Raw genomic sequence first — 26,104 nt, 5'->3', positions numbered from 1 at the left:
GTTTGTGAAGCCGGAGCGCCAGCTTCGGTGGAGACACCCTTGGGATACCACCCTTTGCGTATAGAGTCTCTAACTCGCAGCCGTAATCCGGCTGGAGGACCGTGTCAGGCGGGTAGTTTGACTGGGGCGGTCGCCTCCTAAACAGTAACGGAGGCGCCCAAAGGTTCCCTCAGAATGGTTGGAAATCATTCGAAGAGTGCAAAGGCAGAAGGGAGCTTGACTGCGAGACCTACAAGTCGAGCAGGGACGAAAGTCGGGCTTAGTCGATCCGGTGGTTCCGCATGGAAGGGCCATCGCTCAACGGATAAAAGCTACCCTGGGGATAACAGGCTGATCTCCCCCAAGAGTCCACATCGACGGGGAGGTTTGGCACCTCGATGTCGGCTCATCGCATCCTGGGGCTGGAGTAGGTCCCAAGGGTTGGGCTGTTCGCCCATTAAAGCGGTACGCGAGCTGGGTTCAGAACGTCGTGAGACAGTTCGGTCCCTATCCGTCGTGGGCGCAGGAAATTTGAGGAGAGCTGTCCTTAGTACGAGAGGACCGGGATGGACGCACCGCTGGTGTACCAGTTGTTCCGCCAGGAGCATCGCTGGGTAGCTACGTGCGGACGGGATAAGTGCTGAAAGCATCTAAGCATGAAGCCCCCTCCGAGATGAGATTTCCCTTTGAGCAATCAAGAAAGACCCCTCAGAGACGATGAGGTAGATAGGTCATGGGTGGAAGCGTGGTGACACGTGGAGCTGAATGATACTAATCGGTCGAGGCTTTGATCTAGTCTAACGGTTTGTGTTGATGAATCCTCAGTTTTCAGGGAACAAGCCCTAAAGTCTGGTGGCGATAGCGAGACGGCCACACCCGTTCCCATGCCGAACACGGAAGTTAAGCGTCTCAGCGCCGAAAGTAGTTGGGGGATCTCCCCCTGTGAGGATAGGACGTTGCCAGGCAAACGGTGGTTCTGGAGCATTCGCTCAAGGGCCGCCGTTTTTTCTTATCATCGATTTAGTCTAGTGGAAGAGAGGACGTAAGAAATGGCTAAGAAGATCAAAGTATATGTCGAACCAAATGAAACGGTCAGCGAATGTTTAGATCGAATCAATGAAATGGGTTATCGTCCTATACGCCGCATTGAAAAGCCCGTCTTTGAGCAAACGGGAGCCAAAGATGAACCTGTCCATTCCCATCAATCGATTTTATTTGAATGCGTCTCTAAAGAATCCTAATGCCAAGCCGTCACACTATCTGTGTGACGGCTTTTTTATATCTTAAAATGAATGCTCGCGTTCAAAGCATCGGTCTCCAAGCGCATCCAATAAAGTTTTAGCTCGTTTTTCTATCTTTTTAGGAAGATTCTCTTTACTAAAGTATTCAAGAGCGAGGCTTTCACCGTCTTCCATCAGAAGTTCTCCATGTACTCCTTTTGCCTGATATAAATGGATGACACCGTATGTTTCATCGCCGTTCGGATATTTAAAGTAACCATCTGGACCGGAAAAGACTTGAATGAATTCAAATTGCTTAGCGAAAAGTCCAGTTTCTTCTTTTAATTCTCGTGCAGCGACTTCTTCCAACGTTTCTCCGAGCTCCATCGATCCTCCTGGTAAACCCCAGTCAAGTGTATCCGATCGGAATTGCATCAGTACCTCTTGTTTTTGGTTGATGACCAAAATGGTCGCTCCAACGCTGATGATCGGACGGTTGCCAATCACTTCCCGAAGACTTGATATGTAATTCATCTAACTCCCCCTTTTATAATAGAATACAGGATACATAGAGAAGATTCTTCTTATATCCAAAAAGCGAACGATAAATATTCAGACAATTAAAATGTTCGCAGTTTATTGACATGTTTTCAAAGAACAAGGTACGATAGGCGTGTGAGATAGGAAAAATAAATAGTGCTCCATATAATCGCAAGGAAATGGCTTGCAAGTTTCTACCTGATCACCGATTCTGATCAGACTATGGGGTGTAGCTGACGTGTATTTGTCATGCCTATACCCTAAACTGATTGCTCGGTTTAGGGATTTCTTTTTGTAAGGGGGACATTTGGAATGAACGTAGTAGTTGGAGTAATCATGGGTAGTTCATCTGACTGGGAGACGATGAAACATACATGTGACATGTTAGATGAGTTACAGATTCCATATGAAAAACAAGTCGTATCAGCTCACCGTACACCAGACCTTATGTTCGAATATGCTGAAGAGGCACGAGGCAGAGGCATTCAAGTAATCATTGCGGGTGCTGGTGGAGCAGCCCACCTCCCTGGAATGGTAGCTGCGAAAACGACACTTCCTGTCATCGGTGTCCCAGTTCAGTCTAAAGCTCTCAATGGAATGGATTCGCTACTCTCGATTGTTCAGATGCCTGCAGGAGTTCCAGTAGCAACTGTTGCGATTGGTAAAGCGGGAGCGACAAATGCAGGATTACTTGCTGCTCAAATTCTTAGCATTCACTCCACAGACATTACAAATCGACTTGATGCATTTCGGGAGAAAAAACAAGAGATGGCGATGCGAGGAACGGAGGAGTTGGTCTGATGAAAATCGGAATTTTAGGTGGAGGACAACTTGGACGGATGATGTCTCTTAGTGCGAGTGCAATGGGGTATACGACACTTTGTCTCGATCCAAACCCACATGCACCGACTGCTCAAGTGGCAGATTCCATTGTTGCCTCATTTGATGATGTCGACGCCGCAAAGAAACTCGCCGACCGTTCTGACATCGTGACATACGAATTTGAGAATATCGACACAGAGATGATTGCTGCGATTGAAGAAAAATGTCCACAAGGAATGGATGTATTGAAAGCGACGCAACATCGCATCTTAGAAAAACAAATGATTGAATCTGCGGGACTACGAGTCGCACCTTATGTTTCAGTCCGTACCGTTCGAGATGTTCGGGAGGCGAAAGAAAAGCTTGGGTTGCCATTTGTCGTCAAAACGTGTCGCTTCGGTTATGACGGAAAAGGGCAGACAGTCATTCGGACGGAACAGGATGTTCAGGCATTCATTGAACAGTTCACGGAACAAGAATATGTCGCTGAAGCTTGGTTGCCGTTTGAAAAAGAAATCTCGGTCATTGTGACACGTGGAGAAGAAGAAACGTCGACGTTCCCAATCAGTGAAAATATTCATCATAACAACATTCTACATCTATCCATCGTACCGGCTCGTGTCGCTGATGAGATTCAAGAAGATGCGAGACATCTCGCACTTCAACTCGCAGACCACATCGGGTTGATGGGAACACTCGCTGTCGAGTTGTTTGTCATGCCAAATGGTCGCCTTTACGTAAACGAACTCGCACCACGTCCACATAATTCTGGACATTACACGATCGATGCATGTGAGACCTCACAATTTGAACAACACATTCGAGCCGTGACAGGGATGCGTCTCGGACGAACGACACTGACCACTCCGGTCGTCATGGTCAATCTTCTCGGCGAACATATGCAACGACTCAATGTCAAAGCATTGCCATCGAATGTTAAACTACATCTGTATGGAAAAGATGAAGCGAAGACGGGTCGCAAGATGGGACACTTGAATGTTCTCGGTGACACAGTCGAGGATGCGCTTCATACCATCGAACAACTGGCAATTTGGAAGGAGACCGTTTTATGATTTCACGCTACACCCGCCCAGAGATGGCGAACATTTGGACCGATCAAAATAAGTTCGAGGCTTGGTTAAAAGTTGAGCTTTACGCGTGTGAGGCTTGGAGTGAACTTGGGATTATCCCGAAAGAAGATGTACAAGTCCTTTGGGACAAAGCATCGTTTGATGTTGATCGTATTTTAGAAATTGAACAAGAGACGCGTCACGATGTGATTGCGTTCACCCGTGCCGTTTCCGAGACACTCGGAGAAGAGAAGAAGTGGGTACACTACGGATTGACGTCGACGGATGTCGTCGATACGGCGCTCTCGTATTTAATCAAGCAGGCGAATGATATTTTAGAAGCCGATTTAGATCGCTTCATCGGCATTCTTGCAGAAAAAGCAAAAGCACATAAATATGACATCATGATGGGACGTACACACGGTGTGCACGCAGAGCCGACAACGTTCGGTTTGAAGCTTGCCCTTTGGTATGAAGAAATGAAGCGGAACAAGAAACGTTTCATGGCAGCACGCGAAACGATTGAGTTTGGGAAAATGAGCGGAGCCGTCGGGACGTTTGCGAATATCGACCCATTCATCGAATCATATGTGTGTGACAAGCTCGGAATCCAAGCTGCACCGATCTCGACACAGACGCTCCAACGTGACCGTCATGCCGAGTATATGTCGACGCTCGCTTTGATTGCGACATCGATTGAAAAGATGGCTACCGAGATTCGCGGTCTTCAAAAGACAGAGACACGTGAAGTAGAAGAGTTCTTCGCAAAAGGGCAAAAAGGATCGTCGGCGATGCCGCATAAACGAAACCCAATCGGTTCTGAAAACATGACGGGTCTTGCGCGTGTCATTCGCGGTCATATGATGACGGCTTACGAAAACGTTCCGCTTTGGCATGAGCGTGACATCTCGCACTCGTCAGCAGAACGCATCATTATTCCGGATGCGACGATTCTTCTCAACTATATGTTGAATCGCTTCGGCAATATCGTGAAGAACTTGACGGTCTTCCCAGATAACATGCGTCGCAACATGGACCGTACGTTCGGGATTATCTTCTCGCAACGTATTCTGCTCGGTCTCATCGAGAAAGGCTGGTCGCGTGAAGCTGCATATGACGCGGTTCAACCGAAGGCGATGCAAGCGTGGGAAGAAGAGACGATGTTCCGAACATTGATTGAAGAGGATAAAGAAATGGGCGCACTCTTTACGAGTGAAGAGCTCGATGAATTGTTCGATCCGCGTTATCACGTACGCCGTGTCGATACAATTTTTGAACGCTGTGGTTTGTAATCGTTGAGGGGCGATATGCCCCTCTCACTTTTAAGGGGGACGGTTCAGATGAAAGCAATTTATGAAGGCAAAGCGAAAGCGTTATTTGAGACAGAAGAAGCGGGTGTGCTTCGCGTATATTATAAAGACGATGCGACAGCATTCAATGGAGAGAAGAAAGAGTCGATTGATGGGAAGGGGATCCTGAACAACGCCATCACGACACAGCTGTTCGAATTGATGCATGACAACAAGATTCCGACGCACTTTATCAAACGAATCTCAGAGCGAGAACAGTTGGTACGCCGTGTTGACATCATTCCGTTAGAAGTGGTTGTCCGAAACGTAGCGGCTGGAAGCCTGGCGAAACGACTCGGTTGGGAAGAAGGGACACCACTCCTTGCACCGATCGTCGAGTTCTACTATAAGGATGATGCTCTTGGGGATCCACTCCTTACAGAAGACCATATCCGTTTGTTGCAAGTCGCTACACACAAAGAAGTCGAAACATTGCGACAACTTGGTCTTTGGGTAAACGATGTATTACTCGATTTCTTCGGTCAACATGGCATTGACGTGATTGATTTCAAACTAGAATTTGGGAAAGTGGACGGAACTATCATCTTGGCCGATGAGATTTCACCAGACACGTGCCGACTATGGGACAAAGAGTCAAAACAAAAGTTGGATAAGGACGTATTCCGTCGCGATTTAGGTTCTTTGACTGAGACGTATGGACAATTGTTAACACGCATAGGGGGAAATGGACAATGAAAAAAGTAAACGTGTATGTGACATTACGTGAAAGTGTACTTGACCCACAAGGAGTAGCTGTGAAAGGCGGACTCGAGCATCTTGGATTCGCTGGAATTGAATCGGTCCGTATCGGGAAAGTCATCGAGCTTCAGGTCGCTGACGAAACGACAGAAGACATGGTTAAAGAGATGTGTGAGAAATTACTCGTCAACACGGTCATTGAGAATTATGAAATCGAGATGGGGGTACTTGCATGAAGTTCGCGGTCATCGTCTTTCCAGGATCAAACTGTGACCTCGACATGTATCATGCGGTAAAAGACGTGCTCGGGGAAGAAGCGGAATACGTGTTCCATACAGAAACCTCACTTGAAGGGTTCGATGGGGTGCTCTTACCAGGTGGCTTCTCATATGGAGATTACTTGCGTTGCGGGTCAATCGCCCAATTTTCACCGATTATGGCTGAGGTAAAACGTTTCGCAGAAGAAGGACGTCCGGTGCTTGGGGTATGTAACGGATTCCAAGTACTTGTCGAAGCGGGACTCCTCCCAGGCGTGTTGATGCGAAATCGTGATTTGAAATTCATGTGTAAGACTGTCGAACTCGTCGTCGAAAATAATGAGACGATGTTCACAAGTGACTATGCGGCACAGGAAACGATTCGCGTGCCAATCGCACACGGTGAGGGCAACTACTACTGTGACGAGGCGACACTCGAGACATTGAAGACAAATGGTCAGATTGCGTTCACCTATAAAGAGAACCCGAACGGATCGGTCGAACATATCGCCGGCATCACGAACGAAGCAGGAAACGTACTCGGCATGATGCCACACCCAGAGCGTGCGGTCGAAGCATTGCTCGGTGGAGAAGACGGTAAACGGTTATTCACGTCAATTGTAAAATGGGGGGCACGACATGTTACTTACAACTGAACCGACAGCTATGCAAATCCGCGATGAAAAGATTTATGCCACGATGGGATTATCGGACGACGAATACGCACTCGTCGTCTCACTGCTTGGCCGGGAGCCAAACTATACAGAAATCGGTCTCTTCTCGGTCATGTGGTCTGAACACTGTTCGTACAAAAACTCGAAACCTGTGCTCCGGAAGTTTCCTACAACCGGAAAGCACGTCTTACAAGGACCAGGAGAAGGGGCAGGAATCGTCGATATCGGAGACGGTCAAGCTGTCGCCTTTAAAATCGAGAGTCATAACCACCCGTCAGCGATTGAACCTTATCAAGGGGCGGCGACTGGGGTGGGCGGAATCATCCGTGACATCTTCTCGATGGGTGCCCGTCCGATTGCATTATTGAACTCACTCCGTTTCGGAGATTTGAACGAATCACGTGTGAAACATTTATTCGGTCATGTCGTGTCAGGCATTGCCGGTTACGGAAACTGTGTCGGCATCCCGACTGTAGGTGGCGAAGTCGCATTCGATCCAGCCTACTCAGGGAACCCACTCGTCAACGCGATGTGCGTTGGTTTCATCCGTCATGAAGATATTCAAAAAGGAATCGCAGAAGGTGTCGGGAACTCGGTCATGTATGTCGGAGCGACGACAGGGCGCGACGGAATCCATGGTGCCACATTCGCCTCTGAAGAACTCGGGGAAGACGCGGACGAGAAACGCCCAGCCGTACAAGTCGGAGACCCGTTCATGGAGAAGTTATTGATTGAAGCGTGTCTTGAAGTCATCAAACACCCGGCGCTTGTCGGGATTCAAGACATGGGGGCAGCTGGATTGACATCTTCTTCAGCGGAGATGGCCTCAAAAGCCGGCATGGGGATCGAGATGAATTTAGACCTCGTCCCGCAACGTGAGACAGGCATGACGCCTTACGAGATGATGCTATCGGAATCACAAGAACGGATGCTTCTCGTTGTCAAAGCCGGACATGAAGACGAGATTGAAGCGATCGTGACGAAGTGGGGACTTCACGCGATCAAAGTCGGCGAGGTCATCGAAGAGAAAGTGCTTCGCCTCGTTCACCAAGGAGAAGTCGCAGCCGAAGTACCGGTCGATGCGCTCGCCGAAGACGCTCCTGTCTATCATAAACCTTCAAAAGTACCAGCCTACTACGAAGCTTTCCAAGCCATGAGTCCTGTTACACCAATCGTCGAAGATGTGATGGCGACATGGAAAGACGTTCTTGCGATGCCAAGTATCGCTTCGAAACGTTGGGTGTATGAGCAATACGACCATATGGTTCAAACATCGACAGTCGTCGCACCGGGCAGTGATGCTGCGGTCATCCGCATTCGTGAGACGGAGAAGTCGCTCGCGATGACGACCGACTGTAACGCGAAATACGTCTATCTCGACCCGCGTGTCGGTGGGGCAATCGCTGTCGCTGAAGCGGCACGTAACATCGTCGCAAGTGGTGCAGAGCCTCTTGCTTTGACGGACTGTCTCAACTTCGGAAGCCCGGATAAACCGGAAGGGTTCTGGCAGCTCGACCAAGCCGTTGAAGGAATGGCGGAAGCGTGCCGGACGCTCGATACACCTGTGATTGGTGGAAACGTATCGTTGTACAACGAATCGAACGGACAAGCCATTTATCCGACACCGGTCGTTGGAATGGTCGGTCTCATTGAGAAGCCAGAGCACATTACGACATCGTTTGCGAAACAAGCCGGAGACGTCGTCTTCTTACTCGGAGAGACAAAAGCAGAATTTGGGGGGAGTGCCCTTCAAATGTTGCAGGATGGAAAAGTGAGCGGACATGCGCCGACACTCGACCTTCAGGAAGAACGTCAGACGCAGAAAGCATTACTTCAAGCGATTCGTGAAGGTCTTGTCACGGCGGCACACGATGTGTCAGAAGGTGGTCTTGCGGCAGCGTTACCAGAACTCGTTTTCGGAACAGGGTTCGGTGTCGACGTCACAATCGATACAGATCTCGTCACTGGGCTATTTAGTGAATCCCAGTCACGCTTCCTCGTGACAGTCGAGCAAACGAAAGCCGAGGCATTCGCGAGCATGACGAACGGAACGGCAATCGGTACGGTCACAGAAGCGGCAACCGTTGTCGTTCGCGCGAGCGACCGCTTGATTGAAATGGATGTGCAAGAGTTGGAACGTGTATGGGAAGGAGCTATTCCATGTTATATGACATCCGAGGCATGAACGAGGAATGTGGCGTCTTCGGTGTGTTCGGTCACATCGAAGCGTCACACCTTGCCTACTACGGACTTCACAGTTTGCAGCACCGTGGCCAAGAAGGAACGGGAATCGTAACGGCAGACGGAGAGCGTCTCCACGCGAAACGTGGACTCGGACTCGTCACCGAAGTATTTGACGAAACGTCTCTCGACGCACTCACCGGGAATCATGCGATCGGTCACGTACGCTACTCGACAGCGGGCGGCAACACGCTCGAGAACGTTCAACCGCTCCATTTCAAGTCGTTGACAGGTGATTTGGCGATGGCGCATAACGGAAACCTTGTGAATGCGACTGAGTTGAAACATATGCTCGAAGCGGAAGGTGCGATCTTCCAGACGACGTCCGACACGGAAGTCGTGGCCCATCTCATTAAGCGGAGTCGCGGTAATTCATTGAAAGAACGCATTGCAGATAGCTTGGCTCGTCTCGTTGGAGCATTCGCCTTCTTATTTTTGACAGAAGATGCCCTATACGTCGGAGTCGACGTTCATGGGTTACGTCCTTTGTCACTCGGGCAGACGGAAGACGGTGCGTACGTTTTCGCATCAGAGACATGTGCGTTTGACGTCGTTGGAGCGACGTACGTCCGAGATGTTGAACCAGGCGAGTTACTCATGATTACGAATGAAGGCATCACATCTGAACGCTTCAGTGAAGCGGCAGTTCGTGCGATGTGTTCGATGGAATACATTTACTTCTCACGTCCGGACTCGATCATCGACGGCATCAACGTGCATACGGCGCGTAAAGCCATGGGGAAAAAGATGTTCGAAGAAGCGCCGGTCGAAGCGGATGTCGTGACGGGTGTGCCGGACTCGAGTATTTCCGCGGCAATCGGTTATGCCGAAGCGAGTGGAATCCCATACGAGATGGGACTTATTAAGAACCGTTATGTCGGACGGACATTCATTCAACCTTCTCAGGAATTACGAGAGCGCGGCGTGAAGATGAAACTGTCGGCGTTACGCGGTGTCGTGAATGGGAAGCGGGTCATTATGGTCGATGATTCCATCGTCCGAGGAACGACGAGCCGCAGAATCGTCACTTTGCTTCGAGAGGCAGGCGCGACGGAAGTGCATGTGCGCATCACGTCACCGCCAATCAAGCATCCATGCTATTACGGAATCGATACATCAACGAAGGAAGAGTTAATTGCGGCAACCAAATCCGTTGAAGAAATCAGAGAAGAGATTGGTGCCGATTCACTAGCGTTTCTCACATTGGATGGAACGGTCGAAGCCATCGATCGTCCGTTCGAAGGAGCGTTACGCGGGCAGTGTGCTGCATGCTTCACGGGACTTTATCCGACTGAACTTGCAGAACTCGTGACAGAGACAAAGGCTTAAGGGGGAAAACCGATGAGCGTTCGATATGAACAAGCGGGTGTGAATTTAGAAGCAGGGTACGAGGCCGTATCCCGTATGAAACGTCATGTTGCCCGGACGATGCGTCCAGAAGTAATGACAGGGCTCGGTAGTTTCGGGGCGATGATTGATCTCGGCTCGATGAACATGAGACATCCCATTCTCGTGAGTGGGACGGATGGGGTCGGGACGAAACTGAAGTTGGCTTTCGCGCTCGACCAACATGACACGATTGGAATTGATTGCGTCGCGATGTGCGTCAACGATTGCCTCGTTCATGGAGCAGAACCGCTCTATTTTCTCGACTATATCGCCACAGGAAAAGCAGAGCCGGCTAAACTCGAGCGCATCGTCGCCGGGGTCGCTGAAGGATGTGTCCAAGCCGGTTGTGCCCTCGTCGGAGGAGAAACGGCTGAGATGCCTGGAATGTACCCGGATGGGGAGTATGACATTGCCGGGTTTGCGGTCGGGGTCGTTGAGAAAGAGCATTTACTCGACGGTTCGACGATTCAGGATGGAGATGTCGTTCTAGGGCTTGCTTCTTCAGGGGTTCATTCAAACGGTTTTTCTCTTGTGCGTCATATCGTCGAAGCGCAAGGTCTTCACTATACGGATGAAATTGCGATGCTCGATACGACACTTGGGAACGCGTTGCTTCTTCCGACACGCATTTACGCTGAAGCGGCGAAAGCGGCGATTTCGACAGGTAAAGTACAAGGAATGGCACACATCACAGGTGGTGGCTTCTATGAGAATGTCCCTCGTATGTTACCGGAAGGACTCGGGATCACGTTCGATGCATCGAGTTGGCCAAGCCTTCCTGTATTCGACTGGCTCGAACAAGTCGGAAACATCTCGAAACAGGAAATGTTCAACGTCTTCAACATGGGCATTGGTTATATGATTACGGTACGTGCAGAAGATGTGGAACTGGTCGAAGCGGCGCTCGAACGTGTTGGTGAGACAGCGCATCGAATCGGGAAAGTCGAAAGTCGTCCAGGAATCCGAATCTCAGGAGTGGACCAATGAAACGATTTGCCATCTTTGCATCAGGGTCGGGGAGTAATGCAGAAGCCATTTGGCAGGCGATTGCCGATGGACAATTGTCAGCCGAATGCGTGCTACTCGTCACGGACAAACCAGAAGCGACGGTTCTCGACCGTGCGGAGCTTCATGAGATTCCAAGTTTTTCCTTCACACCGAAAACGTATGCGTCTAAAGAGGAGTTCGAGGAAGAAATCCTCGTCCTTCTCGATTCGCTTCGAGTGGACTATATTGTGTTAGCAGGGTATATGCGCTTGATCGGAAATGTGTTACTATCCGCATATCCGAACCGAATCATAAACATTCATCCTTCACTCTTGCCCGCCTTTCCGGGGAAAGATGCGATTGGTCAGGCGCTTGTCGCAAACGTGTCGACGAGTGGCGTGACGGTTCATTATGTGGATGCGGGGATGGACACGGGTCCGATCATCGCACAAGCGTCAGTCGAGATTGAAGGATGCGACCGCACGGAAGCGACACGACGCATTCAAGCGATTGAACATCAACTGTATCCGCGCGTATTACAACAAGTGTTGAATCAACAGGAGGTTTTCAAGTGAGAGCATTATTAAGTGTTTCTGATAAAACAGGAATTGTGGAATTAGCAACTGTCCTACATGAGGCGGGCATCGAACTCATCTCGACAGGAGGGACCGAGGCGGCACTCCAGAAAGCCGGTTTACCGGTCAAAAACATCTCTGAGGTGACATCGTTCCCAGAAATGTTAGATGGTCGTGTCAAGACGTTACACCCACTCGTTCACGGCGGATTGCTCGGACGTCGCGACCTCGATACACATGTCGCTCAAATGAAAGACCATGATATCGAACCAATCGATTACGTGGTCGTCAATCTTTATCCGTTTAAAGAGACGATTGCAAAAGAAAATACGACGTACGAAGAAGCGATTGAAAATATCGATATCGGTGGACCGAGCATGTTGCGTTCAGCTGCAAAAAACCATGCGAGCGTCACGGTTGTCGTTGATCCGAGTGACTATACACTCGTTGCGGATGAAGTACGTGAAGGGGGCACATCATTTGAGACACGCCAACGTCTCGCGACGAAAGCGTTTCGTCATACGGCTGCTTATGACGCATTGATCGCCGATTATTTAGGACGTCAAATCGGAGAAACTTTCCCAGAACAATTGACGGTCACGTATGAAAAAGTTCAAGACCTTCGTTACGGAGAAAACCCGCACCAACAAGCAGCGTTTTATAAAACGCCATTGTATGATGGGATGACACTCGCGAATGCGACACAACTTCACGGGAAAGAGCTTTCGTATAACAACATTCAGGATACGAACGCGGCGCTTGAAGCACTCAGCGAATTGAACGAACCGGCTGCTGTCGTCGTCAAACATATGAACCCATGTGGTGTCGCAGTAGGACGGACGATTTCTCAGGCGTTCGAGCGTGCACATGCGGCTGACCCGGTCTCTATTTTTGGTGGGATCGTTGCCTTGAACCGCGAAGTCGATGTAGAAACGGCAGATGCCCTTCGTAACATCTTTTTAGAGATCATCATTGCTCCATCCTTTAGTGAAGCAGCACTTGAACGATTGAAAGAGAAAAAGAATCTTCGTCTATTAACGTTGGATATGGGTCAAATGACAGGGATGCGCTTAACAGCTGTCGCTGGAGGATTACTCGTACAAGATGGGGACGACATGACACTCGATGATGCAGCTTGCCAAATCGTGACGGACCGTCGCCCGACAGCATCCGAATGGGAAGATTTGAAACTCGCATGGCGCGTCGTCAAACACGTGAAATCAAACGCCATTGTCGTAGCGAAAGATGAGACGACGATTGGAATCGGAGCGGGACAGATGAACCGCGTCGGAGCTGCAAAAATCGCTTTCGAACAAGCAGGTGAACGTGCGACTGGCGCAGCGCTTGGAAGTGACGCGTTCTTCCCAATGGCAGACACGGTCGAAGCGGCAGCAGCGGCAGGCATTACAGCCATCATCCAACCAGGTGGGTCGATCCGCGATGCCGAATCGATTGAAGCGGCAAACCGTCACGGTATTACAATGGTGTTCACATCGGTCAGACATTTCAAACACTGAGAGGGGTTCGCGTCATGAACGTAATGGTCATCGGTCGAGGAGGACGCGAGCATGCGCTCGCATGGAAATTAAAACAAGACGGACATCACGTTTTCGTTGCACCAGGTAACGCCTTCATGGAAGGTATGACATGTGTATCGATCAATGAGACAGACGTCGAGGCACTTGCTCGGTTCGCAGAAGAAACGAACATCGAATGGACGATTGTCGGACCGGAGTCTTCTTTAATGGCAGGGGTCGTCGATACGTTCTGTGCTAAAGGATTGAACATCTTTGGACCGACGAAAGCAGCGGCTCTGCTCGAAGGAAGTAAAGCGTTCGCAAAAGAGGTCATGATGGAGGCAGGGATTCCGACAGCAGCGTACGAAGCGTTCACGGACGCAGAATCGGCGCTCTCCTATATTCAGAAACTTGGAGCACCGCTCGTCGTTAAAGCCGACGGTCTTGCTGCTGGAAAAGGTGTCACGGTCGCGTTCACAGTGGAAGAGGCAGAAGCTGCGGTACGTGATGTTTTCACAACGGATAAATTCGGACAACAGTCACAGGTCGTCATTGAAGAGTTCCTTGATGGGGAAGAATTTTCACTCATGGCGTTCGTCTCGGGAGAGCGTGTCATTCCAATGATTACGTCACAAGATCATAAACGTGCCTATGACGGTGACAAGGGACCGAACACAGGTGGTATGGGTGCCTACAGTCCGATGCCGCATTTGTCAGAGGACGTGTATGAAGAAGCGGTGAAGACGGTACTCGAACCCCTCGCTCAAACGATGGTCAAACGAGGGACTCCGTTTGAAGGATTCTTATACGCCGGACTGATCTTGACATCGAGCGGACCAAAAGTGATTGAATTTAATGCTCGCTTCGGTGACCCAGAGACAGAAGTTATTTTGCCGAATTTGAAATCACCGCTCCTCGACGTGATTCAAACGGTCATCCGCAAAGAGCCATATTCGATTGAATGGGTCGAGGGTTATACGATGGGGGTCGTCATCGCAGCGAAAGGTTATCCGGACCGACCTGTCACCGGGCAAGTGTTGTCTGGTTTTGAGACGCTCCCGCAGGACGTTCTCGTCTTTCACGCTGGAACTGCACAGCAGGACGGTCAAATCGTTGGGAACGGTGGTCGCTTGCTCGTTATCACAGCGACGAAATCGACGCTACTTGAAGCGAAGACAGCAGTTTATGAAGCCATCGCACAACTCGATTTACCGGATACGTTCTACCGGACAGATATCGGTTCACGGGCGTTCACACAGATTATTTGAAGGATGGGTCAACCCATCCTTTTTTTCATGCGAAAAAAAGGGAATCCCGATATCCTGTTCTACAATAATAAAGTAGCTTAGGGAAAGAGGGTGGTCGGCCTGCGTGTTCAAACAAAACTATTCATTGCGATTGCTATTAACATCGTACTTTTCATTGGCGTCATTCTGTTTGTCATCAAACCGTATTTCGTAGAAAAGAGCATTGAACAGGACAAGGCGATGACCCACGATCAAATCGAGAGCGTGACAGAAGTATTCGCCAATCATCGAAGCATGCTCGAGCGCATCCTTGTCGATTGGTCGGTCTGGACAAATGCCTACGATTTCGTTCAAAACAAAAATGAATCGTTTATTGAAAACAATATGGGAGAAGAAACGCTCGACAATCTTGGGGTTGGGGCGATGATTTTTCTCAACGAAAATCGAGAGGTCGTCTACTCCGAATTCAATCAATTTTATGAGTTGGACGGTAAGAGTGAGAAGAATGATTTCACAAATGAACTGGTGCGTTACGTCAACTCGTCTGGCGTTACACAAAGTGCGGTATATGGTACAGACTTCGGCCCCGTCGTGTTCATGAGCCACCCGATTGTAAGAAGTGATGGGACTGGGGAACCTGGTGGCACGCTTGTCCTCATTCAAAAAATTGGTCCAGACTTCATGGCAGCGATGAGCGTACAGGCAAAAACGAAACTTTCTATCAGTCCGCTCTCGCATCAACGCTTGACGATTGAGCAGGACAATCAGTTTGCCCGTGTTTCGTTACCACTGCAGTCGGTCTATCAAGATGCGAACTGGGAAGTCAATTTTTCGGTGAAGCGTACGTATTATACAAACACACAGACGATGTTAGAAACGGGCATGCTTGGACTTCTCGTTCTCGGTCTCGGACTATTGTTGACATTGTTTTGGACAGTGAATCAAATCGTCACGAAACGGTTAATGGACATCGTTAAAGAATTGAAGTGGATCACGAAAGAGCGAAACAGTCGCTTACGAATCCGATTGAATCCACGTCAGCAAGATGAAATCGAAGAGATGGCAGTCAGTATAAATGAAGTGCTTGATGCGCTTGAACAGACACAGAAGGAATCGTTGACGCGTGCCTTTCGAGATTCTCTGACACGTCTTCCGAACCGCTTGGCCGTTGAAGACATGTTTATGAACTTGCCGAACACGTCCTACTCGATCGGTGTGATGGGGATTGATCTCGATAATTTCCGACGAATCAACGACCAGTTCGGTCAACGGACAGGCGATGCGATGCTGACCTTCTTTGCGTCTCGATTGATGTTTTACAAAGAGGATGGTTTTGTTGCCCGAATTGGAGCTGATGAATTCATCATGATTCACCCTGGATGGGCGACTGAAGAGTTATTGATTGTCGCGAATCAACTGGTGAAAGATTTGAGAGAGTGGGGCTTGAAGCAAGGCATGAACCATCTGACGTTAAGTATCGGAATCGATGAGTTGGAACCTTCCCATCATTCCTACGAGGTCATGATGGCACGTCTCGATGTCGTCTTACACGAAGTCAAAGTGTCCGGGAAGGATAAGATCCTCTCGTATCAGGACATCGAAGACGGGAGCCATTACTTGCAGGCGCTCGAGATGGAAAGAGATTTGCGATATGCGCTACGTCATGACGAATTCGAATTGTATTATCAACCAATCGTCTCGCCGAAACCGTTTCAAGTGAGAGGGGTAGAAGCGTTGATTCGTTGGCATCATCCGCAAAAAGGATTCGTCTCCCCGGGTGTCTTCATTCCCGTTGCCGAACAACTTGGGCTCATTTCGGATGTGGGGAGATGGGTACTTGTAAAAGCGATCACGGAGATTCAAGACTATGCCGAACGCTTTGATTTATTTTTGTCTGTCAATGTGTCGAAACGCCAGATTTTAGATGGGTCATTTATAGAGGCACTAGAAGAAACGCTCGCCAAAACAAGCTTCCCGCCTCATCGGCTTCATGTAGAAATCACAGAGAGCGAAGTCGGCGGGAATGTATATGAACTCCAACAGTTCATTCAAGCGTTGAAGACGATCGGTGTCAAAATATCACTCGATGATTTCGGCGTCGGCACGTCATCGCTATCTTACCTTCAATCGCTACGTCTCGATATTATTAAAATTGACCAGAACTTCGTCAAAGGGATTCCGGAGAACAAATTTGATCGAGCGTTATTAGAAGGATTGTATCAAACGTTCCACACACTCGGCCTCGATATCGTCACGGAAGGGGTCGAACGACCGGAACAACTGGCTTTCGTATTAGAATATAGTGGTTCACTCATCCAGGGATATCATTACAGTAAACCGATTCCGGTAGAACAGCTGCATCACTATTTACGCAAAACGGTCATGACTCAAATTTGATGTAGGCGACTCTTCGTGCGGAGAGCCGCCTTTTTTGTGAAAAATGTATGTGAAATTTGTTACAATAGGGAACATAACTTGCGACCCTTTCAGAGAAAAGGTAAACTTGAAACAGGGAAAGAAAACGCTTTCAAAACTATTTCTTAATAGCATTGAAAGGGAAAAGGGAGGATTGGGTTCGATGCCAACAAAAAGAACGGCGCGGGCACCGTGGTCGAAAGTGATGATTCGCTCGCAACTTGAAGTCGTAGATCGAGTACGACCACCTTCGCTCGTTTTACAGAACGCGACGTATTTGAACGTATATGTGAAACAATGGAAAACAGCGAACATTTGGATTGAGGGAGACCGAATTGTCTATGTCGGTCCAGATCTACCAGAATCGGCGGTCGAAACGGTTGATGTGTCAGGGAAATATATTGTGCCTGGTTATATCGAGCCACACGCTCATCCATTTCAATTATACAATCCGGCGACGTTGTCTAAGTATGCAGGAGAGCGCGGAACGACGACGCTCGTCAATGACAACATGCTCCTTTTTTTACAAGAAAAAGAGCAAGCGTTTGCGCAGCTTGAAGCGATTCAACAGTTGCCGACGAGCACATATTGGTGGGCACGACTCGACACGCAGACCGAGCTCGACCGAGAGAGTGTCGCCGTCGATTCAGAACGAATTCATGAATGGTTCAATCATCCGGACGTCGTGATGGCCGGGGAGTTGACAGCATGGCCGCGCGCTCTTAAAGGCGACGATGAGATGCTCCAGTGGATGCTTGACGCAGAGACGTGCGGTCTACCGGTCGAAGGGCACTTTCCAGGTGCCTCACCAAAGACATTGACTAAAATGGCGTTGATGGGTGTACACAGCGACCATGAGGCGATGACAGCGGAAGAGGCGCTCAACCGACTCGAATTAGGCTACACAACGACGCTTCGTCATTCCTCGATTCGACCAGACTTACCAGGGATGATTCGTGATCTGCTTGCGAACGGATTAACCGCGTTCGATCATCTCATGGTGACAACGGACGGTTCGACTCCCGGCTTTTATGAAGACGGGATGCAGGACGCTCTCGTTCGCATCTTAATAGAAGAAGGGTTACCGGCAATCGAAGCGTATCGCATCGTCTCGCACAACGTGGCGCGTCATTTCGATCTCGATCATATTCTCGGTTCGATTGCGCCAGGACGCATCGCACACCTGAATATTCTTGACTCAATCGAAGAACCACGCCCTTCGGCAGTCATCGCGAAAGGACAATGGATTTTCCGAGATGGTGTGTCCTTGTTCCCGAACGAATTGGTGGAAGCGGTACTCGATAAGATGCCGTCGACTGACGTCTCGATTGAATTGACACCACAAGACTTGTCATTCAGCATGCCCGTCGGTCTCGACATGGTCAACTCGGTCATCATGAAACTGTTTAAAATCAAGCACGATACAGGGCAGGACGAATTGCCACGCGATGAGGACGAGTCGTTTTTAATGTTGCTTGATAAGGAAGGGAAATGGCGACTAAACACGGTACTGAAAGGATTTGCGAAAGATTTTGGCGGTCTGGTCAGTTCGTATTCGATCAGTGGAGACTATTTGATTTTAGGAAAATGTAAACAGGATATGTTACTAGCGTTCGAGCGGATGAATGAACTCGGAGGAGGCATCGTCCTTGTCGACAGAGGAGAAATCGTTGCCGAGATCCCATTACCGCTCTGTGGCATGACGTCGACAGAGCCGCTTGAGACGCTCATCGGTCAAGAGAAACAACTGCGTAACGAGCTTGTGGCACGAGGGTATCAGTTCGAAGATCCGATTTACACGTTACTGTTTTTAGCATCCACACACTTGCCGTACGTTCGGGCGACTCCACTCGGAATTTATGAAGTGATGAAAAAACAAGTACTATTTCCTGCGATTTTGCGATGAATAGTTGAGTCCGAGCCGCCCCTGCTTTAGAATGATAAAGAAGTATGAGTAGAGAGGATGCTTGCGGATGCAACTCGATAAATTACGAGGTCGAGAGCTTGATCAATTGTTTGAGGCAATTTTGAAGCTCGATACACTCGAAGACTGTTATCAATTATTCGAAGATTTAGCGACTGTTAATGAAATTCAAGCACTTGCACAACGACTAGAAGTGGCACGTCAAATACGTGAAGGCAATACGTATCATAAAATTGAGGACGCAACAGGTGCCTCAACGGCTACGATTTCTCGTGTGAAACGTTGCTTGAACTATGGGACAGGCGGATATGATCTCGCTCTTGAACGTCTACAACAAACAAAAGGTGACTCGTAAGAGTCATCTTGTTTTTGATGGAGGGGAGGGGCGAGATGCAACAAAAATTCATGAAGCGGAACTTACAATTGTTCTTTCGAAACTTAACACCAGTCCAAACACTCGTGTTGATCTATAGTGCGGCAGCCGTTTTATCCGTGTTGCTCCTCGCCTTACCGATCGCCCACAAACCGGGTGTGACGATTACGTTTACGGACCTCGTCTTCTTTGCGGTGAGCTGTGTCAGTGTCACCGGCCTCACACCGATTGTGGTCACTGATACATTTTCAACGTTTGGTTTGTTTATCATCTTGTTTATCGTTCAGGTGAGCGGTGTCGGGTTGATCAGTTTGCATGTGATCATGTGGATTTTGCTTGGGAAACGGATTGGATTTCGGGAACGACAACTGATTTTACGTGACCAAAACCAGACATCGATGTCGGGTATTGTCAAATACATCACGGAAATCGTCATCACCGTTATTGCGATCGAGGCGGTCGGTGCCGTCTTGCTCGGTGTCCATTACTTAAATTATTTTGATACCGTCGGCGAGGCTTTCTTACAAGGATTGTTTGGGTCGGTCAGTGCGACGACGAACGCTGGTTTCGATATTACCGGTAGCTCGCTCGCGCCATTCCGAGAAGATCCATTTGTCATCTTCACGCAAATCGCGCTCATGACCGGTGGTGCCATCGGATTCCCGGTTCTTGTGGAGATTCGGACTTACTTGGTGAGTCGTATTACACGGAAACGTCACACGTTCCCAAGTCGATTCTCTTTGTTCACGAAGTTGACAGTCTCGACATTCTTTATTTTGATTGCTGTCGGAACAGTCGGCTTATTCATTTTTGAGTACAACAATGCCTTCAAAGATTTGCCGCTCTGGCTGTCTCTTTCGGACTCGCTATTCCAGTCCGTGACGACACGTAACGGTGGATTATCGACAGTCGATGTCAACTTGTTCTCGGAAGCGAGCATGTTGCTCTTATCGATCCTCATGTTCATCGGGGCCTCTCCATCGTCTGTCGGTGGGGGGATTCGGACGACGACGTTTGCCGTCGCCGTTCTTGGTGTCGTCGCGTTCATCCGCGGAGACTCATCGATCAAAATTTTCGGGCGTGAGATTGTTCTCGAGGATATTTGGAAAGCGTTCGTCATCATTACGGTGTCACTTGCCGTCTTATTATCTGGGGTCATGGTCATGGCTTACTTCGAAGATGCCTCATTGACACGAATCTTATTTGAGGCTTGTTCCGCGTTCGGGACGACTGGATTATCTGTCGGTCTATCTTCCGAATTCAGTAACGTCGGAAAATGGGTGCTGACGATTCTCATGTTCATCGGTCGAATCGGGGTCATCGCCTTTATTCTCATCTTGCAACGGAGACAACCGAAGCGGATGTATAACTATCCGAAAGAATCAATCATCTTAGGATAAGGAGATTGTCATATGAAAGCCTTTTGGATTAATTTTGGATACGTCTTTATCGTTCCTGTCTTGCCGTTCATCGCGGTCGTCAATGGGACAGCGCTCTGTTCGCCAGACTCCCCATTACTTGATATTCCAGTGCTCGGATTCTTTTTAGCGAATCCGCTCTGGTTTGTCCCAGTGTATGCGCTATTCGCACTGCTTGTTGCGAAATGGTTGACAGAACGGGAACGGAATCGTACGGCACGTTCGTGACTTGCTTCGGCAAGTCTTTTTTATTGGAGAGATGCACGGCACGTAAAAAATCGATACACTAGAGAAGGATTCGATGGGAGGGGAAAAGTTGAAATTTCAGTCATGGCGGCACGTGTTTAAACTAGATCCGAATAAACCTCTTAACGAGGATGCGCTCCAGGCGCTTATCCACTCCGGCACCGATGCCTTTCTGATAGGCGGGACGGACGGTGTCGATGCAGAGAATACATTTGCGCTTTTCGCGAGAGTCCGGGAGGCCGGGTTACCGGTCGCGCTTGAAATCAGTCAACCGAGCCAGGTCATCGATGGATTCGATCACTATTTTATACCGACCGTGCTGAACGCCGGAACGCCGGAATGGATTGTGGGACACCATGCACGCGCATTTGAGCGTTACGGACATTTCTTTGATTCACGTCATATCACGGCGCAAGGCTACCTCGTCTTAAATCCGGATGCAAAAGTGGCGCACGTGACGGAGTCAACATGCGACTTATCGCTAGAACAAGCCGTGGCGTATGCCGAAGTCGGGCATCATTTGTTTCGTCTCCCTTCCCTCTATATTGAATATAGTGGGCGACTCGGTAATGTCGATGTCGTGAAAGAAATTCGATTGGCGCTACCAGACGCACACCTCTTTTATGGGGGTGGCATCGATGGGGCAGAGTCGGCTCGTTTGATGGGAGCGTACGCCGATACGATTGTCGTCGGCAATATCATTTATGAGGACTTAGCAGGAGCACTTGCGACTGTGCAAGCACTCCGATAAAATAAGAACAAACGTTTGGAATAAGGAAGGAAACGATTATGTATAATCTTAGCGAAGAATTAGTCAAAGGTATGAACCCGGAACAAGCAGAAGCGGTCAAGCATACGGATGGTCCTTTGTTGATCATGGCGGGTGCGGGGTCTGGTAAAACGCGTGTCTTGACGCACCGCGTTGCCTATTTGATGGCAGCGAAGCAAGTGGCACCGTGGAACATTTTAGCGATCACATTCACGAATAAGGCGGCACGGGAGATGAAAGACCGGATTGCACGCCTCGTCGGTGGGGTCGCCGAAGACATTTGGATTTCCACGTTCCACTCGATGTGTGTCCGTATTTTACGACGGGATATCGATCGTATCCGATATGACCGGAGCTTTTCGATTTTAGATGCGTCGGACCAATTGACGGCCATCAAACAAGTGTTGAAAGAGTTGAACCTCGACCCGAAAAAGTATGAACCGCGTACACTTCTCGGGATGATCTCGAACCATAAAAATGAATTGCGAACGGCAAAGGATGCAGCAGCCCTTGTCGGCAACAATCCATATGAACGAATCATCTCTGACGTCTACACGGCATATGAGAAAAAGCTGAAACAAAATAACGTGCTCGACTTCGATGATTTGATCATGAAGACGATTCACTTATTCCAAGAAGCACCGGACGTGCTGGCATTTTATCAAAAGAAATTCAAATACATCCATGTCGATGAGTATCAAGATACGAACCGTGCCCAGTACACGCTCGTCAAACTTCTGGCGCAGGCGCATGAAAACTTGTGTGTCGTCGGGGACTCGGATCAGTCGATTTATCGTTGGCGTGGTGCCGATATCGCCAATATCTTGACGTTTGAGAAAGACTACCCGAGCGCACATGTCATCTTACTCGAACAAAATTATCGCTCGACGAAGCGGATTTTAGAAGCGGCGAACGGCGTGATCAAAAACAACGCTTCTCGTAAAGATAAAAACTTATGGACTGAAAATGCTGAAGGGGAGAAGTTGTTGCTTCACGTCGCATCCGATGACCGTGACGAGGCGTTCTTCATCATGAATCAGATGAAAGAATTGAAGATGGAAGGGATGGACTACGGTCAAATGGCGGTCCTTTACCGGACGAACGCCCAGTCACGTGGTCTTGAGGAAATGCTCCTTAAATCGAACATCCCGTATAAGATGGTCGGCGGGACAAAGTTCTATGAGCGAAAAGAAATCAAGGACGTCTTGGCTTACTTGCGCTTGATTGCCAACCCGGACGAGGACATCTCATTCGTTCGTGTCGTCAATGAGCCAAAACGAGGCATCGGAGCCGCAACGATTGATAAATTAGGCGACTTCGCGGATATGCAAGGCGTCTCTCTCATGGATGCGATTCGTGATATCGAACTCTCAGGGATTGCCCCACGTACGGCGACGAAACTTGCAGATTTCCGTCAGATGATGATGGACCTGCGACAAATGGCGGACTATCTCTCGATTTCAGAACTCGTTGAGGAAGTATTGAAGAAGACAGGGTATGAGGAGATGCTCAAAATCGAGAAGACACTCGAAGCAGAAAGTCGACTCGAGAACTTGCAGGAATTCCTGTCGGTCGCTCAAAACTTTGAAAAAGAAAGTGATGAACAGACACTCGTCGCTTTCCTTACTGATTTGACGCTCGTATCTGATCTAGATTCGCTTGATGAAGTCGACGAGTCGCATCAAGTCACATTGATGACGTTGCACTCGGCCAAAGGTCTCGAATTCCCGGTCGTCTTCTTGATTGGAATGGAAGAAGGTCTCTTCCCGCATAGCCGAGCGTTGAACGATGAGGAAGAGATGGAAGAAGAACGTCGTCTCGCATACGTCGGGATCACACGTGCCGAGAAGCGTCTGTATTTGACGCGTGCCCAGTCACGGATGTTGTACGGTCGTTTCCAAAACAACCCGGAATCAAGGTTCTTGCACGAATTACCGGAAACATTGTTGGAACGGTCCGGTAAGGCCAGAAAGCCAATGCCATGGAACCCTGTCGAGTCACCAGGGAAGTTGCCGGTGAACGGCTTCAGTTCAAAACCGAAACCGAAACTTGCGCAATCATCTGGTGCCGAAACGGTCGGCTGGAACGTCGGCGACAAAGCGAATCATAAAAAATGGGGACAAGGCACGGTCGTCCAAACACGTGGAGAAGGCGACCAACTCGAAGTCGATATCGCGTTCCCAGAAGTCGGGATCAAGCGTTTATTGGCCAAGTTTGCCCCAATCGAAAAAGCATGAGGTGAAGATATGGAGATGGCAGAACGTGTAGAAGAACTACGCAAATCGTTAAATCAATATGGTTATGAGTATTATGTACTTGACCGTCCGAGTGTACCAGACTCGGAGTACGACCGTTTGATGAACGAGTTGATTCAAATCGAAACAGACTATCCAGAACTTCGGACTCCGGACTCTCCAACGCAACGTGTTGGCGGAGCCCCACTTGACGCGTTCGTCAAAGTAACGCATGACACACCGATGCTTTCGCTAGGTAACGTCTTCTCGAAAGAGGAACTCGTGGAGTGGGTGGAGCGTATCGAGAAAGACCTTGGCTACACACCTACATTCGTGGCTGAACTCAAATTTGATGGGCTTGCCGTCTCTTTGAAATATGAGGACGGTCGTCTCGTACGTGGTGCGACACGTGGAGACGGTACGACGGGTGAAGACATCACCCAAAACTTGAAGACGATTCGCGCCATCCCTCTTCGTCTACAGGAGGACGTGACGTTTGAAGTACGGGGCGAGGCGTACATGCCAAAGCGTTCGTTCGAACAGCTGAATGACGAACGGGAGCGAGTCGGTGAACCATTGTTCGCCAACCCGAGAAATGCAGCGGCGGGGTCACTTCGACAACTCGACTCAAAAATTGCCGCATCGAGAAACTTGGCATTTTTCGCCTACGGTTTAGTGTCGCAAGACGATCTCGTCGCCTCGCATGATGAGTCACTCGATTATTTGAAGCGACTCGGCGTCGCCGTAAGTGGAGACTATACGACGTGCAAGACGGCGGATGAACTATGGGACTACATCGAGACATACGTGACGAAGCGCAGCGAACTCCCGTATGAAATCGATGGGATTGTCATCAAAGTGGCAGGGTACGAAGAACAAGAACAACTCGGCTTTACAGCGAAAAGTCCGCGCTGGGCCGTCGCGTATAAGTTCCCGGCAGAAGAAGTCGTAACGACAATCGAGGACGTCGACTTCAGTGTCGGTCGCACCGGAAAAGTCACACCGCGGGCGCGATTTGCCCCAGTTTCTGTGGCGGGATCTACCGTGACGTATGCGACGCTTCACAATGAAGATTTTATAAAAGAAAAAGACCTTCATATCGGTGACCGCGTCGTGATCAAAAAAGCAGGGGATGTCATCCCAGCGGTCGTCTCGGCGCTCGCGAGTGAACGCAGCGGGGAAGAACGGGCAATCGAGTTCCCGACCCACTGCCCAGCGTGCGGTTCTGAATTGATTCGATTAGAAGGCGAGGCCGATCATCGCTGTGTCAATCCCGAGTGTCCGGCCCAACTGCTCGAAGGACTGATTCATTTCGTCTCACGTCAAGCGATGAACATCGACGGACTCGGTGAGAAGGTCATCACGCAACTCCATGAAGCGGGACTCGTCCATAACGTGGCCGACTTGTATCGCCTGAATCGAGACGATTTACTCGGACTCGAGCGTATGGGCGAGACGTCGGTGACGAACTTGCTTTCGGCGATTGAACAATCGAAGCAAAATTCGCTCGAACGCGTGCTCTTCGCCCTAGGGATCCGCCTTGTGGGGCAAAAAGCCGCCTCCTTGATCGCGGAGCGTTTTGAGACGATGGAAGCCATCATCGAGGCGACGGTGGAAGAGTTGACGTCAATCGATGGCATCGGCACGAAGATGGCCGAGTCGATCGTTCTTTACTTCGAAAAACCAGAAGCACGTGAACTCGTCAAAGAACTTTCGGAATCGGGTGTGAATCTTTCCTTCAAAGGAACGAGACGACCAACGACGGAAGGGGCACCGCTCTCTGGTAAAACGGTCGTATTGACTGGGAAATTACATGAGATGACCCGCGGTGAGGCCGGGAAACAACTTGAACTCCTCGGCGCGAGTGTGACGGGAAGTGTGAGTAAAAATACAGACTTACTTGTCGCAGGTGAAAAGGCTGGTTCGAAGCTGACGAAAGCTGAATCGTTAGGCATCGAAGTATGGGATGAGGCGAAACTTCTCGATTTTTTAAATGAACACGCATAAGACGTTCCGCTTCGGCGAACGTCTTTTTTCACGTTCGTTTTGTAAAGTTTTATGAGATTGAACAGGTTCGCACAAGCGTTCGAAGGGTATAGATTAACTAAATCAAAATGTTAATATATTTTTGCGGGAGAACCCTTTGACACCATGACTTT

22 protein-coding genes, 2 rRNA genes and 1 riboswitch (1 of these 25 running past the window's edge) are annotated in these 26,104 nt (G+C 49.2%); of the genes, 23 read left to right on the top strand and 1 reads right to left on the bottom strand.

Annotation, left to right across the window (positions count from 1 at the left end; genetic code table 11):
• The 3 genes from AC5LIL_RS12340 to AC5LIL_RS12330 all read left to right on the top strand — a co-directional run.
• Positions 1-774 (top strand): 23S ribosomal RNA (locus AC5LIL_RS12340); it begins 2,139 nt to the left of the window's first position.
• Positions 775-827: 53 nt separating this feature from the next.
• Positions 828-944: ribosomal RNA gene (gene rrf, locus AC5LIL_RS12335) — 5S ribosomal RNA — on the top strand.
• 84 nt (positions 945-1,028) lie between these two features.
• Positions 1,029-1,220, top strand: a complete 192-nt coding sequence (locus AC5LIL_RS12330) for an NETI motif-containing protein (protein WP_015880702.1) — start codon at positions 1,029-1,031, stop codon at positions 1,218-1,220.
• 42 nt (positions 1,221-1,262) lie between these two features.
• Here the strand turns inward: AC5LIL_RS12330 and AC5LIL_RS12325 are convergent, their stop codons facing one another.
• The gene (locus AC5LIL_RS12325; protein WP_499824246.1) at positions 1,263-1,733 is read right to left on the bottom strand and encodes an NUDIX hydrolase; all 471 of its coding nucleotides are present in this window, start codon (positions 1,731-1,733) and stop codon (positions 1,263-1,265) included.
• Between the two features lie 147 nt (positions 1,734-1,880).
• A riboswitch (purine riboswitch) is annotated at positions 1,881-1,982 on the top strand.
• A 69-nt stretch (positions 1,983-2,051) separates the two neighbouring features.
• On the opposite strand from AC5LIL_RS12325, the gene purE reads away from it, so the two are divergent.
• The 20 genes from purE to ligA all read left to right on the top strand — a co-directional run bounded on the left by purE (position 2,052) and on the right by ligA (position 25,952).
• Positions 2,052-2,540, top strand: coding sequence for a 5-(carboxyamino)imidazole ribonucleotide mutase (gene purE, locus AC5LIL_RS12320; RefSeq protein WP_214785783.1), 489 nt, complete (start codon positions 2,052-2,054; stop codon positions 2,538-2,540).
• Entirely contained in the window at positions 2,540-3,634 is a 1,095-nt protein-coding gene (gene purK / locus AC5LIL_RS12315; protein ID WP_499824245.1) for a 5-(carboxyamino)imidazole ribonucleotide synthase, read from the top strand. The genes purE and purK overlap by 1 nt, the downstream gene beginning before the upstream one ends.
• The gene (purB, locus tag AC5LIL_RS12310; protein ID WP_214696700.1) at positions 3,631-4,923 is read left to right on the top strand and encodes an adenylosuccinate lyase; all 1,293 of its coding nucleotides are present in this window, start codon (positions 3,631-3,633) and stop codon (positions 4,921-4,923) included. Before purK ends, purB begins: the two co-directional genes overlap by 4 nt.
• A 48-nt stretch (positions 4,924-4,971) precedes the next feature.
• On the top strand, positions 4,972-5,676 hold the full coding sequence (purC, locus tag AC5LIL_RS12305; RefSeq protein ID WP_214785782.1) for a phosphoribosylaminoimidazolesuccinocarboxamide synthase: 705 nt from the start codon (positions 4,972-4,974) through the stop codon (positions 5,674-5,676).
• Positions 5,673-5,915 (top strand): phosphoribosylformylglycinamidine synthase subunit PurS, encoded by a 243-nt coding sequence (gene purS, locus AC5LIL_RS12300; protein WP_074032936.1) that lies wholly within the window; start codon positions 5,673-5,675, stop codon positions 5,913-5,915. The genes purC and purS overlap by 4 nt, the downstream gene beginning before the upstream one ends.
• Entirely contained in the window at positions 5,912-6,592 is a 681-nt protein-coding gene (gene purQ, locus AC5LIL_RS12295) for a phosphoribosylformylglycinamidine synthase subunit PurQ (RefSeq protein ID WP_214785781.1), read from the top strand. The genes purS and purQ overlap by 4 nt, the downstream gene beginning before the upstream one ends.
• A complete protein-coding gene (gene purL, locus AC5LIL_RS12290; protein WP_214785780.1) occupies positions 6,576-8,795 on the top strand; it encodes a phosphoribosylformylglycinamidine synthase subunit PurL in 2,220 nt (739 codons plus the stop codon). Before purQ ends, purL begins: the two co-directional genes overlap by 17 nt.
• Entirely contained in the window at positions 8,771-10,180 is a 1,410-nt protein-coding gene (gene purF, locus AC5LIL_RS12285) for an amidophosphoribosyltransferase (RefSeq protein WP_214758269.1), read from the top strand. The genes purL and purF overlap by 25 nt, the downstream gene beginning before the upstream one ends.
• 12 nt (positions 10,181-10,192) lie before the next feature.
• On the top strand, positions 10,193-11,227 hold the full coding sequence (gene purM, locus AC5LIL_RS12280) for a phosphoribosylformylglycinamidine cyclo-ligase (protein ID WP_339963552.1): 1,035 nt from the start codon (positions 10,193-10,195) through the stop codon (positions 11,225-11,227).
• Positions 11,224-11,802 carry a phosphoribosylglycinamide formyltransferase gene (gene purN, locus AC5LIL_RS12275; RefSeq protein WP_499824244.1) on the top strand — a complete coding sequence of 193 codons (579 nt, stop codon included), beginning with the start codon at positions 11,224-11,226 and terminating at the stop codon, positions 11,800-11,802. The genes purM and purN overlap by 4 nt, the downstream gene beginning before the upstream one ends.
• Complete coding sequence (gene purH / locus AC5LIL_RS12270; protein WP_499824243.1) at positions 11,799-13,319, top strand: bifunctional phosphoribosylaminoimidazolecarboxamide formyltransferase/IMP cyclohydrolase; 1,521 nt, start codon at positions 11,799-11,801, stop codon at positions 13,317-13,319. Before purN ends, purH begins: the two co-directional genes overlap by 4 nt.
• A 14-nt stretch (positions 13,320-13,333) precedes the next feature.
• Positions 13,334-14,587, top strand: a complete 1,254-nt coding sequence (gene purD / locus AC5LIL_RS12265) for a phosphoribosylamine--glycine ligase (protein WP_499824242.1) — start codon at positions 13,334-13,336, stop codon at positions 14,585-14,587.
• Between the two features lie 90 nt (positions 14,588-14,677).
• Positions 14,678-16,963: a bifunctional diguanylate cyclase/phosphodiesterase gene (locus AC5LIL_RS12260; RefSeq protein WP_499824241.1), complete on the top strand. Its 2,286-nt coding sequence runs from the start codon at positions 14,678-14,680 to the stop codon at positions 16,961-16,963.
• A 181-nt stretch (positions 16,964-17,144) separates the two neighbouring features.
• Positions 17,145-18,887 carry an adenine deaminase C-terminal domain-containing protein gene (locus AC5LIL_RS12255; RefSeq protein ID WP_214785775.1) on the top strand — a complete coding sequence of 581 codons (1,743 nt, stop codon included), beginning with the start codon at positions 17,145-17,147 and terminating at the stop codon, positions 18,885-18,887.
• Positions 18,888-18,954: 67 nt separating this feature from the next.
• Positions 18,955-19,260 (top strand): YerC/YecD family TrpR-related protein, encoded by a 306-nt coding sequence (locus tag AC5LIL_RS12250; protein ID WP_026826878.1) that lies wholly within the window; start codon positions 18,955-18,957, stop codon positions 19,258-19,260.
• 35 nt (positions 19,261-19,295) lie between these two features.
• Positions 19,296-20,678 (top strand): TrkH family potassium uptake protein, encoded by a 1,383-nt coding sequence (locus AC5LIL_RS12245; RefSeq protein ID WP_499824240.1) that lies wholly within the window; start codon positions 19,296-19,298, stop codon positions 20,676-20,678.
• Positions 20,679-20,690: 12 nt separating this feature from the next.
• On the top strand, positions 20,691-20,924 hold the full coding sequence (locus AC5LIL_RS12240; RefSeq protein ID WP_214696733.1) for a hypothetical protein: 234 nt from the start codon (positions 20,691-20,693) through the stop codon (positions 20,922-20,924).
• 88 nt (positions 20,925-21,012) lie between these two features.
• Complete coding sequence (gene pcrB, locus AC5LIL_RS12235; RefSeq protein WP_499824239.1) at positions 21,013-21,693, top strand: heptaprenylglyceryl phosphate synthase; 681 nt, start codon at positions 21,013-21,015, stop codon at positions 21,691-21,693.
• 38 nt (positions 21,694-21,731) lie between these two features.
• Entirely contained in the window at positions 21,732-23,948 is a 2,217-nt protein-coding gene (gene pcrA / locus AC5LIL_RS12230; RefSeq protein ID WP_214747472.1) for a DNA helicase PcrA, read from the top strand.
• A 9-nt stretch (positions 23,949-23,957) separates the two neighbouring features.
• Positions 23,958-25,952, top strand: a complete 1,995-nt coding sequence (gene ligA, locus AC5LIL_RS12225; protein ID WP_499824238.1) for an NAD-dependent DNA ligase LigA — start codon at positions 23,958-23,960, stop codon at positions 25,950-25,952.
• The last annotated feature ends 152 nt before the right edge of the window (positions 25,953-26,104 follow it).

It is taken from the genome of Exiguobacterium sp. RM11 (assembly GCF_059821525.1).
Note: the sequence above shows the minus strand (reverse complement) of the source record. Positions and strands in the feature narration are given on the sequence as shown.

Bases quoted from the DNA above. Each gene is read 5' to 3' on its own strand.
- AC5LIL_RS12330 (WP_015880702.1), top strand. From the start codon at position 1,029: ATGGCTAAGAAGATCAAAGTATATGTCGAACCAAATGAAACGGTCAGC.
- AC5LIL_RS12325 (WP_499824246.1), bottom strand. From the start codon at position 1,733: ATGAATTACATATCAAGTCTTCGGGAAGTGATTGGCAACCGTCCGATC.
- purE (WP_214785783.1), top strand. From the start codon at position 2,052: ATGAACGTAGTAGTTGGAGTAATCATGGGTAGTTCATCTGACTGGGAG.
- purK (WP_499824245.1), top strand. From the start codon at position 2,540: ATGAAAATCGGAATTTTAGGTGGAGGACAACTTGGACGGATGATGTCT.
- purB (WP_214696700.1), top strand. From the start codon at position 3,631: ATGATTTCACGCTACACCCGCCCAGAGATGGCGAACATTTGGACCGAT.
- purC (WP_214785782.1), top strand. From the start codon at position 4,972: ATGAAAGCAATTTATGAAGGCAAAGCGAAAGCGTTATTTGAGACAGAA.
- purS (WP_074032936.1), top strand. From the start codon at position 5,673: ATGAAAAAAGTAAACGTGTATGTGACATTACGTGAAAGTGTACTTGAC.
- purQ (WP_214785781.1), top strand. From the start codon at position 5,912: ATGAAGTTCGCGGTCATCGTCTTTCCAGGATCAAACTGTGACCTCGAC.
- purL (WP_214785780.1), top strand. From the start codon at position 6,576: ATGTTACTTACAACTGAACCGACAGCTATGCAAATCCGCGATGAAAAG.
- purF (WP_214758269.1), top strand. From the start codon at position 8,771: ATGTTATATGACATCCGAGGCATGAACGAGGAATGTGGCGTCTTCGGT.
- purM (WP_339963552.1), top strand. From the start codon at position 10,193: ATGAGCGTTCGATATGAACAAGCGGGTGTGAATTTAGAAGCAGGGTAC.
- purN (WP_499824244.1), top strand. From the start codon at position 11,224: ATGAAACGATTTGCCATCTTTGCATCAGGGTCGGGGAGTAATGCAGAA.
- purD (WP_499824242.1), top strand. From the start codon at position 13,334: ATGAACGTAATGGTCATCGGTCGAGGAGGACGCGAGCATGCGCTCGCA.
- AC5LIL_RS12255 (WP_214785775.1), top strand. From the start codon at position 17,145: ATGCCAACAAAAAGAACGGCGCGGGCACCGTGGTCGAAAGTGATGATT.
- AC5LIL_RS12250 (WP_026826878.1), top strand. From the start codon at position 18,955: ATGCAACTCGATAAATTACGAGGTCGAGAGCTTGATCAATTGTTTGAG.
- AC5LIL_RS12245 (WP_499824240.1), top strand. From the start codon at position 19,296: ATGCAACAAAAATTCATGAAGCGGAACTTACAATTGTTCTTTCGAAAC.
- AC5LIL_RS12240 (WP_214696733.1), top strand. From the start codon at position 20,691: ATGAAAGCCTTTTGGATTAATTTTGGATACGTCTTTATCGTTCCTGTC.
- pcrA (WP_214747472.1), top strand. From the start codon at position 21,732: ATGTATAATCTTAGCGAAGAATTAGTCAAAGGTATGAACCCGGAACAA.
- ligA (WP_499824238.1), top strand. From the start codon at position 23,958: ATGGAGATGGCAGAACGTGTAGAAGAACTACGCAAATCGTTAAATCAA.